At 37.1% G+C, this 15,140-nt stretch carries 12 protein-coding genes and 3 pseudogenes; 2 read left to right on the top strand and 13 right to left on the bottom strand.

The window, feature by feature from the left end:
* Nucleotides 1-17: 17 nt before the first annotated feature.
* The 11 genes and pseudogenes from ribB to nhaC all read right to left on the bottom strand — a co-directional run bounded on the left by ribB (nucleotide 18) and on the right by nhaC (nucleotide 12,001).
* Nucleotides 18-1,159: pseudogene (ribB, locus tag Q5W13_RS22245) on the bottom strand (3,4-dihydroxy-2-butanone-4-phosphate synthase).
* Nucleotides 1,156-2,661, bottom strand: coding sequence for an LptF/LptG family permease (locus tag Q5W13_RS22240; protein WP_304444562.1), 1,506 nt, complete (start codon nucleotides 2,659-2,661; stop codon nucleotides 1,156-1,158). The pseudogene ribB and the gene Q5W13_RS22240 overlap by 4 nt, the downstream one beginning before the upstream one ends.
* Before the next feature lie 79 nt (nucleotides 2,662-2,740).
* On the bottom strand, nucleotides 2,741-3,385 hold the full coding sequence (gene lolA1 / locus Q5W13_RS22235; protein WP_304444561.1) for an outer membrane lipoprotein periplasmic chaperone LolA1: 645 nt from the start codon (nucleotides 3,383-3,385) through the stop codon (nucleotides 2,741-2,743).
* Between the two features lie 26 nt (nucleotides 3,386-3,411).
* Entirely contained in the window at nucleotides 3,412-5,799 is a 2,388-nt protein-coding gene (locus tag Q5W13_RS22230; RefSeq protein WP_304444560.1) for a DNA translocase FtsK, read from the bottom strand.
* A gap of 105 nt (nucleotides 5,800-5,904) precedes the next feature.
* Nucleotides 5,905-7,857 carry an LTA synthase family protein gene (locus Q5W13_RS22225; RefSeq protein WP_304444559.1) on the bottom strand — a complete coding sequence of 651 codons (1,953 nt, stop codon included), beginning with the start codon at nucleotides 7,855-7,857 and terminating at the stop codon, nucleotides 5,905-5,907.
* Between the two features lie 60 nt (nucleotides 7,858-7,917).
* Nucleotides 7,918-8,286: a diacylglycerol kinase gene (locus Q5W13_RS22220; protein WP_155596643.1), complete on the bottom strand. Its 369-nt coding sequence runs from the start codon at nucleotides 8,284-8,286 to the stop codon at nucleotides 7,918-7,920.
* Nucleotides 8,279-8,785: a thiol peroxidase gene (gene tpx, locus Q5W13_RS22215; protein WP_304444558.1), complete on the bottom strand. Its 507-nt coding sequence runs from the start codon at nucleotides 8,783-8,785 to the stop codon at nucleotides 8,279-8,281. Before tpx ends, Q5W13_RS22220 begins: the two co-directional genes overlap by 8 nt.
* Nucleotides 8,786-8,973: 188 nt before the next feature.
* Nucleotides 8,974-9,231 (bottom strand): DUF6952 family protein, encoded by a 258-nt coding sequence (locus Q5W13_RS22210; RefSeq protein ID WP_162524513.1) that lies wholly within the window; start codon nucleotides 9,229-9,231, stop codon nucleotides 8,974-8,976.
* Nucleotides 9,212-9,526 (bottom strand): thioredoxin family protein, encoded by a 315-nt coding sequence (locus Q5W13_RS22205; protein WP_304444557.1) that lies wholly within the window; start codon nucleotides 9,524-9,526, stop codon nucleotides 9,212-9,214. Before Q5W13_RS22205 ends, Q5W13_RS22210 begins: the two co-directional genes overlap by 20 nt.
* 96 nt (nucleotides 9,527-9,622) lie before the next feature.
* Nucleotides 9,623-10,267 (bottom strand): peroxiredoxin, encoded by a 645-nt coding sequence (locus Q5W13_RS22200; protein ID WP_155596639.1) that lies wholly within the window; start codon nucleotides 10,265-10,267, stop codon nucleotides 9,623-9,625.
* A gap of 230 nt (nucleotides 10,268-10,497) precedes the next feature.
* Nucleotides 10,498-12,001, bottom strand: a pseudogene (nhaC, locus tag Q5W13_RS22195) (Na+/H+ antiporter NhaC).
* 131 nt (nucleotides 12,002-12,132) lie between these two features.
* Here nhaC and lpdA point away from each other — a divergent pair.
* Nucleotides 12,133-13,543, top strand: a pseudogene (gene lpdA, locus Q5W13_RS22190) (dihydrolipoyl dehydrogenase).
* Between the two features lie 55 nt (nucleotides 13,544-13,598).
* On the opposite strand, the gene Q5W13_RS22185 reads toward lpdA, so the two are convergent.
* The gene (locus Q5W13_RS22185) at nucleotides 13,599-13,694 is read right to left on the bottom strand and encodes a CDGSH iron-sulfur domain-containing protein (RefSeq protein ID WP_304444556.1); all 96 of its coding nucleotides are present in this window, start codon (nucleotides 13,692-13,694) and stop codon (nucleotides 13,599-13,601) included.
* Between the two features lie 6 nt (nucleotides 13,695-13,700).
* Nucleotides 13,701-13,829 (bottom strand): CDGSH iron-sulfur domain-containing protein, encoded by a 129-nt coding sequence (locus Q5W13_RS22180; RefSeq protein ID WP_304444555.1) that lies wholly within the window; start codon nucleotides 13,827-13,829, stop codon nucleotides 13,701-13,703.
* 217 nt (nucleotides 13,830-14,046) lie between these two features.
* Between Q5W13_RS22180 and mgrA the strand changes: the two genes are divergently transcribed.
* Entirely contained in the window at nucleotides 14,047-15,057 is a 1,011-nt protein-coding gene (mgrA, locus tag Q5W13_RS22175) for an L-glyceraldehyde 3-phosphate reductase (RefSeq protein WP_304444554.1), read from the top strand.
* Nucleotides 15,058-15,140: the final 83 nt, after the last annotated feature.

Genomic DNA, 15,140 nt, shown 5'->3' with positions numbered 1-15,140 from the left:
GCTAGGCAAAAGGAATATTAGTATCCTACGTATTCAACAATTTCAATACCGTAACCAATAATACCAACACGTTTGGTTTGTGGTGAATTTGAAAGGATTCTCATTTTGACAATGCCCAAATCATGAAGAATTTGTGCTCCGATACCAAAATCACGAGCATCCATATCAATTTTTGGTGCTTTTTGAATCCCTTTTTTCTGTAGTTCTTTTAGCTCTGCTAATCGTGATAATAGATTCAAGGATTCAGAATCTTGATTTATAAAAACAATGGCGCCTTTTCCTTCCTTATCAATAGCCTTGAACATATCTTCAAGTTTTGCATCAGGATTATTGGTAAGTGTACCTAAAATATCATTGTTAACCAAGGTAGAATTGATACGGGTCAATACCTTTTCGGTTTTGTTCCATGAGCCTTTAGTTAAAGCAATATGCACATGGTTATTTGTAGTTTGTTGATAAGCTCGTAGACGGAATTTCCCAAAACGAGTTTCTATATCAAAATCTTCCTTTTTGGCAATAAGACTATCATGCTCCATTCTATAGGCAACTAAATCTTCTATAGAAACAATTTTAAGGTCAAACTTTTTAGCAACTTTCATCAATTGCGGCAAGCGGGCCATACTCCCGTCTTCATTCATAATTTCCACAATATAGCCAGCTGGTTGTAACCCAGCCAATCGTGCAAAATCAATAGCAGCTTCTGTGTGGCCTGTTCTTCGTAATACGCCGCCTTCTCTTGCAACAAGCGGGAAAATATGCCCAGGCGCGCGCAAATCATGTGGTTTGGTTTCTTTTTTAGTCAGGGCAAGTACCGTTTGGGCTCTGTCCGAAGCAGAAATTCCAGTAGTAACACCACCACCACGTAAATCTACAGATACGGTGAAGGCCGTTTCCATAGGATCCGTATTATTATTGACCATCATGTGAAGACCTAAATCTTTACATCTGCCTTCAGTTAACGGGGCGCAAATGGTCCTCTACCGTGGGTAGCCATAAAATTTACGGTTTCAGTTGTTGCCAATTCAGCAGCAGCTAAAAAATCACCTTCGTTCTCACGATTTTCATCGTCTACAACAATAATGACATTACCTTTTCTAATTTCATCAATGGCCTCCTCAATAGTATTCAATTGAATTTTCTTTTCCATATCGGTAATCATTCTTCTTCAGTTTTGTCCTTTTTAGAAAAAAGACGTTTGACAAGGTCTATAACATTTCCAAAATTTATCATACCCTGGTCTGCGGTAGCTTGTCTTGTTAAGTAAATACCTAAAGGTAACATAACCATTGAAGATAGCCATGCTCCTATAATAGGGTGAATATTGCCTTTGTAGCTGTAGTTTTCAGCGAAAACGCCTAAGAAATAATAGACTAAAAATAGTAAGATGGCAACTACCATTGGTAAACCTATGCCACCTTTTCTAATTATAGCTCCTAGTGGTGCTCCTACAAAAAATAAGATGATACATGAAAGCGCCAAAGCATACTTTTCATGTAGTGAGAATACATGCCTACGGTGTATTTCGTAACGCTTGTCTAGCTCTTGTTTTTTTCCTTCAATAGAGGTCATTATATTAGAAACGGAGTTTTTGGCAGAGTTCATAACCTGCACTTTTTGCCAGTCTTTAAATAATGATATAATATCTGTTGGAGGTGTCTTTTCGTTTGATGCTACAGCGGCTACCGATAGGGAATCTGTTATGATGTCCTCCTTAGTAACTGCGGTTGCCGTATCAATAGGGCTTGTTGTTATAGTATTCTTATCTGCCAATGCCTCTTTCTCACGAAGCAATTCCATTTTTTTGGTAACTGCTGTGTCTTTGGGGGTAAGAGGAATAAAACCACCCATACGATAAACTATGTTTTTGGAGAAGGCCTGAACGATTCTACGATTGTCATCCTCAATTGAATCCATATCTTTTATTAACCGAGAGACGTTTTTCATCTTCTCACGATTAGACACATTTTCCTCTTCAAGATCTTGCTCCATTTCCGGAATTTCAATGTTCATCCGGTAAATCTCAAAATCGGTATTGGTAAAGGGGTATTTTCTTTTTTCTGTGCTTTTTGTTTTATCCATGTCACGATAGTCATGACCATCACGAAGTACTAATTGAATAAGCTCTGAATCTTCACTACTAATAAGCTCACCAGTTTTCGCTTTTATTACGGTACTGTTAACATTGGCGGCTGTTTTCTGGTGAATGATTACATTTTTTAAAAAGCGGTCTTTCTCACCATACTTTTCATCAACCTTAATACTCATGCCTTCAAAGTCACTAAAAACCCCCTTTTCTATAGCTGCAGCGGGCTTTACTTTGGCAATGTTACGGCGCATATTGTAGATTTTCTGCTCAGAAGCAGGTATCACGCTGTTTGCAAAGTAAAAGGTAACGCCTCCTAAAAGGACCATAAAAATAATAAGGCTTAGCATGGAGCGCTGCAAGGAAATACCAGAGGCTTTCATTGCTGCGAATTCGTAATTCTCCGCCAGTGTTCCAAAAGTAAGGATGGAGGCTAGAATAACGGTTAAGGGCAATACCTTTTCCGTTAAGCTGGGCATCATGTAAAAGAAAAACTTACCTATGATACCAATATCCAGACCTTTGCCGGCAAAATCATCAATGAACAACCATATCGTCTGAAATATGAAGATGAACATCAATATTACGAACGAACTCAAAAAATTATAAAGGAACCGCGATAATATATATCGGTCTAGAATTCTCAATGTGGCAATGTTAGTTTCTTACTATGTAGTACCCGTCATTCTTGTACTTGGCCTCATCAAAAGTAAACAAGGTTTTTGACAAAGGTTGGTCAGTTTTGAAAGAATTAACGGTAATGGTTGTAGTAGTGCCATTTTTACCAGTTTCTATAAGCTTGTAGATATGCTTTGTTTCAGCATCAATCCCCAACAAAATAGTCTTTATTTCTGAGTTGGTGTCAATAGGAGTAAGCTTCACGTACTGAATTTTTCTACCGTTTACGTTCTGTAGAATGTCCATTTCATAATTGTGACCTTCTCTATAAAAAGTCAACATTTTTGCAGGAGTCAACGCATTTTCATCCTCTGATTTATCCTCAATAGTAACCTCTTCGTTCTCTGGAATGATGGTATACACTTTAGAGCCATCAAATAACTGAGTAGACCCAAAGAAATTACCAATGTACTTATCACCTTGTAAAGTGACTTCGCCACGGGTTTCTTGGTTTATGCCAGCTTCTGAATTGTTGAGAACATATTTAAAATCGACATAGATATTGTCATAGCTTTTTACCTTATTATAAACGTCTTCTAGCAAGACTTTTGCTTTCTCTGAATTTTGTGCAAAAGTGGTGTTCGATAGTAATACAAGAGTAAGTACTAAAAAAATATTTTTCATTTTACTATTTAAATTAATAGCTCTATTTATGAGCGTTCGTTGTTTAATAATTCATCTAGGGCAACAAAATCAGGTACTAATACCTGTCTTGCCTTACTACCTTCAAATGGCCCTACAATACCAGCGGCTTCAAGTTGATCTACGATACGGCCAGCACGGTTGTAACCCAATTTCAATTTTCTTTGTATTAGAGAGGCAGAACCTTGTTGGGCGGTAACGATAACTTCGGCCGCGTCACGAAAAAGGATATCTCTCTCGGATATATTATTATCAATACTTGTGCCAGAATCCTCTCCAGAATATTCTGGCAGTTCGTAGGCATTTGGGTAGGCTCGTTGAGAGCCTATGTATTCCGTAATTTTAGCAACTTCAGGGGTGTCCACAAATGCACATTGAATACGGGTAACATCGTTACCTTGTGTAAACAACATGTCCCCACGTCCAATCAACTGATCTGCTCCCTGAGCATCCAGTATAGTTCTTGAATCTATTTTAGAGGTTACTCTAAATGCAATTCTAGCAGGGAAATTCGCCTTAATAATACCTGTTATAACGTTTACGGATGGTCGTTGTGTAGCAATTATTAAGTGAATACCAATAGCTCTTGCCAACTGTGCCAAACGTGCAATAGGTGTTTCTACCTCTTTACCGGCAGTCATGATTAAATCTGCAAATTCATCTATAACTAAAACAATATAGGGTAAAAATTTATGCCCGTCGTTAGGATTCAATTTACGCGACTTAAATTTCACATTGTATTCCTTAAGGTTACGAACCTGGGCGTGTTTCAACAGTTCATACCTGTTGTCCATTTCAATACAAAGAGAATTTAAGGTGTTAATTACCTTGGCGTTATCCGTTATAATAGCTTCTTCGGAATCTGGTAATTTGGCCAAAAAGTGCCTTTCTATCTTATTATAGATGGACAGTTCTACTTTTTTAGGATCGACCAATATAAATTTCACCTCTGCTGGATGCTTTTTGTAGAGTAGCGATGTCAGTACCGCATTCAAACCAACAGATTTACCTTGGCCAGTTGCACCTGCCATTAGAAGGTGAGGCATTTTTGCCAAGTCAACCACAAAAGTTTCGTTACTAATAGTCTTACCAAAAGCAATTGGCAATTCCATCTCTGCTTTTTGAAACTTACTAGAAGCAATAACCGACCGCATGGAAACGATAGTCGAGTTTTTGTTAGGTACTTCAATACCAATGGTTCCTTTTCCAATAGGGGCTATAATACGAATACCTAAAGCAGCAAGCGAAAGAGCAATGTCATCCTCTAAGTTTTTAATCTTAGAAATTCGCACTCCGGCCTCAGGTACAATTTCATAAAGTGTAACGGTTGGGCCAATAGTCGCTTTAATTTGCGAAATACCAATTTTGTAGTTCTTAAGAGTGTCTACAATCTTATTTTTATTTTCCTCAAGTTCTTCTTGGTTAATGGTAATACCACCGGTAACACCATGTTGGTCCAAAAGTTCTATGGTTGGAAATTTATAGTGACCAAGCTCTAGGGTAGGGTCAAACTCCCCAAAATCTTCTACTAATTTATTGGCAATATTATCTGTCTCCTCTTGCTCTTCAACAATTTCTTCAACTTCCATTGCGAGTTCATCTGTGGTTTCCTCTTCCGCAGGAACAGTAACCTCAAAATCATCTATAACAATTTTTTCTTCTTTTAGAGGCGGAATGTCTTTTTTGTGTGTGTACGTATCAAGAACTACAGGCGTTTCTTTTTCTGTTTTTTTAATGGATTCTTGAACATCTCTGATAGCGTCTGAAGCTTCTTTTGAAGTTGACTCTAATTCCGATTTTAACGAAGAAGTCTTTTTCTTGAAAAAATTAGCCATTCCTTCCGGAGTAAAATGGAAGAAGCGAACGAGAATAAATACCAAACCAAAAAGAAGGATAAGCACAACGCCTATGTTCCCAGTGTAATCTTTAAGAAAATCATTCATTTCATAGCCTATAAGACCACCAAGTAACGGTTTTGTATCTGCCAAGAAACCTAAGACAACAGAAATCCAAATCATGAAAATCAGACCCCAAATCCATTTTTTAAGAAGACCTTTTTTATCTAAACTTAAAAACAGATGAAGTCCGGTAATGCAAACTAAAATTGTTAGGATTACAGAAGCCACACCAAACCCTTTGTAAACAAAAAAGTGACTAACACTAGCGCCAAATTTGTTAAGTAGGTTTTTGGCTTGTTCGTTTCTATTGGCAAACTCAGATAACAGACTTTGGTCATCTTGCCACGTAAAATAAAAGGATACGAACGAAAAGAATAGCGCCATACTAAAGAGTATGAGCAAGCTTCCCAATATAATTTTGTTCTTTTTGGATACAACAAGATTAGCCTTCTTGGGGGTAATCTTTTTTTTGGTTGTCGTTGTTTTCTTTTTGGCCATTACTTTTTTTCCACTGGATGCAAAAATACGTATTACGATGTTTTCGAAGTAGGGATTACGAAAAGTCTTTTCTTTTTTATAGAGTACATACTCCTAAAAAGGTAGTTATGGTTCTTTAGATGTTTTATTTTCAGCATCTAACCGCCCGTCTAAAATGCGGTTCATGTAGTCTTGAATAAAGCCTTCTTCCATAACCTCCATCTTTTTGGTTTCTAACGGATTTTTTCCAGCAATGTTGTGCTCTAATCCTTTATCTGAAATTTGGTAGAGTCCCAAGGTGTTTTCATCATCACGAACCATGATAAGACTATCTCTCATAAAAAGGAAATTTGTCCCTGTATTGGCAAGCGCATAAGGCTTCTGAATACTATCTGAAACAAGACTTCTTCCCCAGCTTCTAAATGGTTTCTGATATCCTGTTATAGAGGCTAGGGTAGGGTAAATGTCTATTTGCTGCGCTAAACTATGGTCAACTCCTTTATATTTTTCATTAGGGTCAAAAATAAGTATAGGTACCGCATACCTATTTGCTGTTTTCTGATAGGCCTCGTACTGGATTTGGTTACCGTGGTCTGCAGTGATTACAAAGACAGTATTCTTGTACCAAGGTTCGTTTTCTACGGTTTTAAAGAACTGTTTTAGGGCATAATCTGTATAGCCTACACATTGATGGATATCTAGGTCACCTTTAGGGAATTTCCCTTCGTATTTTTCTGGTACCTGATAGGGTGCATGTGAAGAAACCGTAAATATGGTAGAGAAAAAAGGTTGCTGTTTTTCCGATAATACTTGGGCGGTATATTGAAGAAAAGGTTCATCCCAAATTCCCCATATACCATCAAAATCATCATCATTATTGTATTCCGTCTTTCCGTAATAATGGTCGTAACCCAGAACATTTCCAAAACCTAGGAAACCCATAGAACCATTGGGTGCGCCGTGAAAAAAAGAAGTGTCATATCCCATACTGTTTACAGCAGAAATAATAGATTCTATTTTTTTGTTGGCATAGGGAGTAGAGGTGTAAGCTATTTTAAATGAAGGAATTCCTGCCAGTATGGAAGACATGGCATGAATGGACTTTCTTCCATTAGAAAAAGCATTTGGAAAAATTAAGCTATGCTGAGCAAGTGAATCTATAAAAGGGGTGTAACCCACGTAGTCTTTAATATTCATCTCTTTATTAAAGCTACCGAGATACTCACGCCCAAAACTTTCTATAATGATGAGAACCACATTGGGTTTATTATCAACAGTATCATTATACTGTTTAATAGGGTGAAAAGTAGAATCAATAACTGCTTGGGGTACACCGCTACGTCTTTTAAAATCAGAGGATTTTATGGTTCTAATAAATGCGAAAGGCGTATTAAGGACGATGTTGGCTTGTTCAGGAGTTTTAACATGCCTACTGGCATCCACCATATTAATTGGACGCGTACTATGGCTAAAATCACCACGAATACCACCTATAGTAAGTAATCCTGTTAATAACAGTGCAACAACTGAACTCGTGAAATACGGTATTTTTTTAGGATATGATATATTCTTTACGGCAACTAATTTGTAAAGTTTTACCCAAATAAAAGCACAAATAATAAATATTAGGAATACATGCCAATAATCCAATATGAAGGATATAAGCAGTGCTTCTTTATTTTCTTCATTTTCTAAAGATTCAAAAGATGCAAAAGTACTTCTGGTAAAAGTGTAGTTGTAATAGATGAAGTCAACAAAGTTGGTAGCGAATGCAATTAGGTTAGTTGCCAAGTAAATCCACATTAGAATTTTTTGGTACACCTTAGTGGTATTGATCCACAAGGGTAAAATGCTAAGCGCTATAAAAAGTAGATTAACGTAGAGAATAGCTGTGGTGTCAAAACTAAGACCCCAGAAACTAAGCGCCAAAAAATCGCCTACACTGTTAACGCTGAATAAACTTTTGTTATAAACAAAGAATAGAACTCTTGCTACAAAGTAAAAGATGTAGGCTAAAAATATGCGGTACAAGGTAACTGCATATTCGTTTAATCGATATATGTTCTTAGGGTTCAGCAAATGTTTTGTCTTTATTTCACGAAAAAAAGCCTGCCTTTTGAGAATACCATTAAGGTCTGACTAAAATATTTTTGGTAAATAGATAATACAACCTACGATAGTAGCGCCAATTGAAACTAGCATTACCGCTCCGGCCGCTACATCTTTTATGAAACCTATTCTCTCGTCAAAATCTGGGTGTATGAAGTCACATATTTTTTCGATAGCGGTATTGGCACCTTCAATACCGACGACTAATGAAACAGCAAAGATTTGAAAAATCCACTCTGTGGTAGATATTTCATAATAAAATCCGGCTATAGTGACCACCACGGCCAAGAATACCTGAATTTTAATACTCGCTTCAGTCTTAATTAAAAGCAGGGCTCCACGCATAGCGAAGCCCACACTTTTTATTCTATTTACGGCAAACGACTCTTCTTTAGGCATCGGCTAAAGCTTCAAGAGCTGCTTTGTAATTCGGCTCATCTACAGTTTCAGTAACTTGCTCAGAGTAGATAACATTACCAGACTCATTAAGAACGACAACCGATCTTGATAATAACGAAGCTAAAGGTCCGTCAGAAAAAGCAACAGCATAGTCTTTTCCAAAACTACCGTCACGGAAATCAGATAACATCTCTACATTTTCAATACCCTCTGCGCCACAAAAACGAGCTTGGGCAAATGGTAAATCTTTAGAAACACATAAAACTACCGTGTTGTCTAATTCTGCAGCTTCTTTGTTGAATTGTCTAACAGATTGCGCACAAGTACCTGTGTCAACGCTAGGGAAGATATTTAAAACTACTCTCTTGCCTGAGTAATCAGAAAGAGATGCAGATGAAAGGTCATTTTTCGTTAATGTAAAATTAGGAGCTTTGCTTCCGTTTGCGGGTAGATTTCCTAAAGTATGTATTTCGTTTCCTTTTAAGGTTACTGTAGCCATGATGTATTTAATTTAAATTGGACGTGAAATTATAAAATTATGAGCTAATTAAGGGTGCTCCAGAAAAGAAATATCCTATTTAAAAACAGAAGTAACAAAACAAAAAAGTGAAACAACTTTATTGATTCGGTTAAAAATCAAAAGTTATCTCACTTTTAGATACCTAAGTAAATGTATTTTTACTTGGTTTACTTATCAATAGCACCCATTACACGCTGCATAAACTCGTTCAATGCCTCTTTTTGAGGTTTGCCTTCCTTTATACTTTTTTGTACTTCAAGTGCACCGTACATGTTCGATATTAATTCGCCAATAACATCAAGTTCTTCGTCTTTTAGAGAAGATACTTCTGTTAGGGCTTCTAGTGTTTCAATGGTTTCAACAACAAAATCTTCGTCGTTTTCTTCAATGAAATTTGTCAAATGCTTAATTACGGGAAGCTTCACTGATCAATTCTTTTAGAACATCGTATTTGTTCGTTTGTACTTGATTTTTAAACTCTCCATTGGTAAAAGTAGCAAATGTAGGCAGGTTGTCTACGTTGGCTAATTTTCTGCTTTCAGGGAATTTCTCCGCATCGGCAATTACAAAAGTAAAATCTTCGTGAGTTGAAGCCTCTTTTTTAAACTTAGGCTTCATGATACGGCAGTTACCACACCATCCGGCAGAATACTGTACAATTACATTCTTTTTATCTGCAATAATTTCTTGCAAATTATCTTGTTCTAATTCCAATACCATATCTCTAGGTTTTAAAATTTATACTGTTTTAGGTTTAAAAAGTACCGCTTGCATTATCAAAAATACAAGCGGTTAACTTGTAACTAAAGAACTTAATTAGTTCTTATGAGCAGAAAGATATTCAGCAACACCTTTTCTATCGGCAGTCATTGCATCTTTACCTTCTTCCCAGTTTGCAGGACAAACTTCACCTTTTTCTTGTACGTGTGTGTAAGCATCAATTAAACGCAAGTATTCATTTACGTTTCTACCTAATGGCATATGGTTGATACCTTCGTGAAATACAGTACCTTCTTCATCAATAAGGTAAGTAGCACGATACGTTACATTATCACCTTCAACAGTAACAACACCAGTTTCTTCATTGTACTGCTCATTAGTAATATCAAGGATACCTAATGTAGAAGAAAGGTTACGGTTGCTATCTGCCAATAATGGGTAAGTAACACCTTCAATACCACCATTGTCTTTATCTGTGCTTAACCAAGCAAAGTGTACCTCTGCAGTATCACAAGAAGCACCGATTACCAATGTATTTCTTTTTTCGAACTCACTTAAAGCAGCTTGAAAAGCGTGTAATTCAGTTGGGCAAACAAATGTAAAATCTTTAGGGTACCAGAAAAGAACAACTTTCTTGTTGTTTTTTTGAGCTTCTTCTAAAACATTCAATTTGAATGTATCGCCTAAATCATTCATTGCGTTTACACTCAAGTTTGGGAATTTTTTACCTACAAAAGCCATATTATTTATTTTTAAGTTTTAATATCTATTTGATTACAAAATTACACTCATTATCGTGGTAGACCATGTTATCTGTATTTAAAAAACTGATAGGAGAATAACTATTGTAGATGCTCTAGAGTATACCTACATTTTGTTGTTAAATTGATAAAATATGAATACATAAATTGACTAATTCTTAGCGTAAGGACTAGTAATTTTAATATTCTTAATTTGAGAAATTGAAGATTTTAAATTTCTTTTTGAGAAGAGGTGTTTTTGGTGGTCAATTGCTTGATTTTAATGTGCAATGCAGCAAAAATCAATGTCATTATAGGGCTCAACCAGTTAAATACAGCGAACAGTGCATATTCCGCCGTTCCAACTCCCAAAACACTACTATGATAAGCGCCACAGGTATTCCAGGTACAAGAACAGAGGTTACCGTACCGGAATCTTCTAAGGTTCTGCTTAAGTTTTCTGGAGCTAGATTTCTATCTGCATAATAAGCCTTGCTAAACATTTTTCCAGGAACTACAATAGCAAGATATTGGTCAGATGCCGTAATGTTCAAAGCAAGACAACTACCAACTGTACTGGCAAAAAGGCCAAAAGTAGTTTTTGCCATTTTCATTAATGATTTGGTAATACGGTCCAAAGCGCCAATACCATCCATAATACCGCCAAAAACCATGGCGCAGATAATAAGCCAGATAGTACCCATCATTCCTGTCATTCCTTTTGCGGAAAACAAATCGTTAAGTGCCTCATTATCTGTTGGCACAGAGGTTTGAACGGTTATAGCCTTTAAGACTCCTTCGTAACCTGATTCAAAAGTAAGTTCTTTAGCTCCTGTAATAGAAGCAACAACATCAGGTTGAAAAATTAGAGCAAATACGGCCCCTAATAAAGTTCCTATTAATAGGGCGGCCAATGGAGGTGTTTTTTTTATAATAAGGACAACTACTATTATTGGAACTAGAAAAAGCCAAGGTGTAATTGTAAAGGCGGAATTGATAGAGTTTAGAATTGAATCGATATCTGCAGTTCCTTTTGTTTCTAAGGTGAAGCCTAAAATAATAAAGAAAATTAAAGTAACACTAATAGTAGGAACCGTAGTGTATAGCATATATTTAATATGGTCAAAAAGCTCGCCACCGGCCATTGCGGGTGCTAAATTGGTAGTATCGCTAAGAGGGGAGAGCTTATCTCCAAAATAGGCTCCGGACAATACTGCTCCAGCTGTCATTCCTAATGATATGCCCAGTGCTTCACCAATACCAATTAAAGCTATACCCACCGTGGCAGAAGTAGTCCAACTACTTCCCGTTGCAATAGATATGATGGCGCAAATTACAACACAGGCGGCTAAGAATATTGTGGGATTAAGAATTTGAAGTCCATAATAAATCATTGCGGGAATGATGCCGCTTATGAGCCATAACCAGCTAGGGCGCCTACCATCAATAAAATAAGTAAAGCTCCGGTAGTAGATTTTAGGTTTTCCGAAACCTCCGTCATCATTTGTTCGTAAGATACCCTGTTGAATGCTCCTACAATAGCGGCGACAGCGCCACCCATTAAAAGAATGAATTGGTTGGAGCCGCTAAGGGCGTCGTCCCCAAATACGTAAACATTATAGGCTAGCATGGCTACCAGGGCTATAACGGGGGTGAGCGCTTCCCAGATATTTAAATCTTTGTTTTTAACGATATTTTCGTTCTCCCTGTGCTCCCCTGAATTTTGGTTTGTCATTAATAACGGTTTAGCTATTAGGTAATATTACAATTTTGATAGGGTTTGTGCAACTTTTGTATAAATTGACAAAGGAGGCCTCAAACCGGAAAATAGTATTAATTTTGTAAGATAAATTCAAAGAAAATTTTATGAGTTCATACGATGTAGCCATTATTGGCTCAGGACCAGGAGGATATGTAGCAGCAATACGTTGTGCACAGTTGGGATTGAAAACGGCAATAATCGAAAAGTACAGTACTTTGGGTGGAACCTGTCTTAATGTTGGGTGTATACCTTCTAAGGCTTTATTGGATTCTTCCCATCATTATGAAGATGCTATCAAGCATTTTTCAGAGCACGGAATTGACATCCCAGGGCGAAATAAAAGTGAATCTAGAACAGATGATCGCAAGAAAAGCGGCTGTTGTAAAGCAGACGTGTGATGGAGTTAAGTTCTTGATGGACAAAAATAAAATCGAGGTTTTTGAAGGGTTGGGTAGTTTTAAAGATGCTACACATATCAACATCAAAAAGAACGATGGAAGCGTAGAGACGATTGAAGCTAAGAATACCATAATCGCTACCGGAAGTAAACCTTCAACATTACCATTTATTAAAATCGATAAAGAGCGTATTATAACTTCTACTGAAGCTTTAACTTTAAAAGAGATTCCAAAGCATCTGATTGTTATTGGTGGTGGAGTTATTGGCTTAGAGCTTGGTCAGGTTTACAAACGCCTTGGTGCGGAAGTTACTGTGGTTGAGTATATGGACCGTATCATCCCAACTATGGATGCTTCGCTTTCTAAGGAATTGACTAAGGTTTTAAAGAAGCAGAAGGTGAAATTCAACCTTTCTAGCAAAGTGAAATCTGTAGAAAGAAAAGGTAATGAGGTTATTGTTAAGGCCGATGATAAAAAAGGTAAGGAAATAGAGCTTAAAGGCGATTATTGTCTAGTAGCTGTAGGTAGAAAGCCTTACACTGATGGTTTAAATGTTGAAGCTGCCGGTGTTAAGTTAGATTCAAGAGGTAAGGTAGAGGTTAATGACCATTTGCAGACTTCGGCTTCTAACATCTACGCTATTGGAGATGTTATTCGTGGTGCTATGTTGGCTCACAAGGCGGAAGAAGAAGGGACTATGGTTGCTGAGCAATTAGCAGGTCAGAAGCCTCATATTGATTATAACTTGATTCCATAAGGTGTAGTTTATACATGGCCAGAGGTTGCTTCTGTTGGTAAAACGGAAGAAGAATTGAAAGAGGCTGGTATTGAATATAAAGTTGGTCAATTTCCAATGCGTGCATTAGGTCGTTCTCGTGCGAGTATGGATTTAGACGGATTTGTAAAAATGTTGGCCGATAAGAAAACAGATGAAGTTCTTGGAGTTCACATGATAGGAGCCCGTAGTGCAGATTTAATCGCAGAAGCGGTTACTGCAATGGAATTCCGTGCATCTGCTGAAGATATATCAAGAATGAGTCATGCACATCCTACTTTTGCCGAAGCGGTAAAAGAAGCTGCTCTTGCTGCTACGGATGATCGTGCATTGCATATCTAGGTCTTAAATAGTATTATATAAAAAGTCCCGTCTAATTAGACGGGACTTTTTTGTTTTAGTTGTTGTGGCTTCCGTCGCAATAAGGAGGGTTACTTGTTAGTTTGCAAGTGCAGATTCTAGCCTCTTTGTCTTCATCTACCTGAAAAACCAAAGAACCTTATTTGCCATACTGTTTGTGGGAACCGTCACAAAAAACGTTTGTTTCTGAATGTCCACAGGTGCACCATGCGTATCTTTTATCTTTTTCTAAGGCTACTTTAACGGGGGTAAACTTTTTATCACTCATGTTCGCTATCACTTTATTTTTAGTTGAAAAGGTTAAAAATAACGGAATCCTTTGAAGAGTTTATATTTCGTAGTCTATTTTGATTCAGTCCTAATAACAAGTCGCTTTAAATTGATCAACACGAAAACGTTTTTCCAGTCTTAAGGTTTTGGCCGCAGCTTTTCAATTTGTATTTTCTGTGTAGCTTTAGGTTTTAGTAATTAAAAAAAACTTTTCAATGCAGATAAACGACAAGTCCGGTATAACAGAATATGTTGCGGATTCTAAGAGATATGACACAATGAAGTATAATCGTTGTGGTAAAAGTGGTGTTTTACTTCCTGCTATTTCCCTTGGTTTGTGGCATAACTTTGGTTTTGTAGATAACCAACATAATGCGAGAGAGATTCTAAGAACAGCTTTTGATTTAGGAATCACCCATTTTGATTTAGCCAATAACTATGGTCCTCCATACGGTTCTGCAGAGGAGAATTTTGGGATGCTTTTTAAGAAAGATTTCCAAAATTATAGAGACGAGTTGTTCATAGCCTCTAAAGCTGGGTACGATATGTGGCCTTATCCTTACGGTAATTTTGGTTCCAGAAAGTATTTAATGGGAAGTGTAGACCAAAGTCTAAAAAGAATGGGTTTAGATTATGTCGATATTTTTTATCACCACAGACCTGATCCGGATACACCTTTAGAAGAAACTATGGTTGCTCTTGCGGATATTGTTCGTCAAGGAAAAGCTCTTTATGTGGGTATTTCTAACTATCAACCTAAAGAAACGGCGGAAGCTGCTGCACTATTAAAAGAATTGAAAGTTCCGTTTGTATTGCACCAAGCTAGATATTCAATTTTTGATAGATGGGTAGAAGATGGACTTTTAAATACGCTGGAGGATAATGGAGTAGGGTGTATTGCTTTTTCTCCACTAGCTCAAGGAATGCTTACTAATAAATATGTAAACGGTATTCCTGAAGATTCTAGAGCGGCAAAGAACTTAACGTATTTGGATAGGGAGCAGGTGGAGAATAATCTGCATAAAATCAAAAACTTAGCCACGCTAGCGGATAAACGAGGTCAAAAACTATCACAGATGGCCATTGCTTGGCTATTGAATAGACCGGCAATTACATCTGTATTGGTTGGGGCAAGTTCTGCTAATCAATTAAAAGAAAATGTGAAGGCCTTGGATAATTTGGCCTTTTCGGAAGAAGAGATGCAGATAATTAAAGCAAACGCTTAAATTTTTATCAAACTCAAAAAGAGGAAAGCCTTCTTGCTGAAAGATTTGCTAATTGAGGGATATGTTAATAATCCGAGTTTTAT

This window comes from Zobellia laminariae (genome assembly GCF_030553095.1).
In the GTDB taxonomy this organism is placed as follows: Bacteria; Bacteroidota; Bacteroidia; order Flavobacteriales; family Flavobacteriaceae; genus Zobellia; species Zobellia laminariae.
This window is presented reverse-complemented; position numbering and strand designations above follow the sequence as displayed.

Coding starts and splice junctions, on each gene's coding strand:
- tpx (WP_304444558.1), bottom strand. CDS start 8,785: ATGGCTACAGTAACCTTAAAAGGAAACGAAATACATACTTTAGGAAAT.
- lolA1 (WP_304444561.1), bottom strand. CDS start 3,385: ATGAAAAATATTTTTTTAGTACTTACTCTTGTATTACTATCGAACACC.
- Q5W13_RS22230 (WP_304444560.1), bottom strand. CDS start 5,799: ATGGCCAAAAAGAAAACAACGACAACCAAAAAAAAGATTACCCCCAAG.
- Q5W13_RS22180 (WP_304444555.1), bottom strand. CDS start 13,829: ATGAGTGATAAAAAGTTTACCCCCGTTAAAGTAGCCTTAGAAAAAGAT.
- Q5W13_RS22240 (WP_304444562.1), bottom strand. CDS start 2,661: ATGTTCATCTTCATATTTCAGACGATATGGTTGTTCATTGATGATTTT.
- Q5W13_RS22200 (WP_155596639.1), bottom strand. CDS start 10,267: ATGGCTTTTGTAGGTAAAAAATTCCCAAACTTGAGTGTAAACGCAATG.
- Q5W13_RS22205 (WP_304444557.1), bottom strand. CDS start 9,526: ATGGTATTGGAATTAGAACAAGATAATTTGCAAGAAATTATTGCAGAT.
- Q5W13_RS22220 (WP_155596643.1), bottom strand. CDS start 8,286: ATGCCTAAAGAAGAGTCGTTTGCCGTAAATAGAATAAAAAGTGTGGGC.
- mgrA (WP_304444554.1), top strand. CDS start 14,047: ATGCAGATAAACGACAAGTCCGGTATAACAGAATATGTTGCGGATTCT.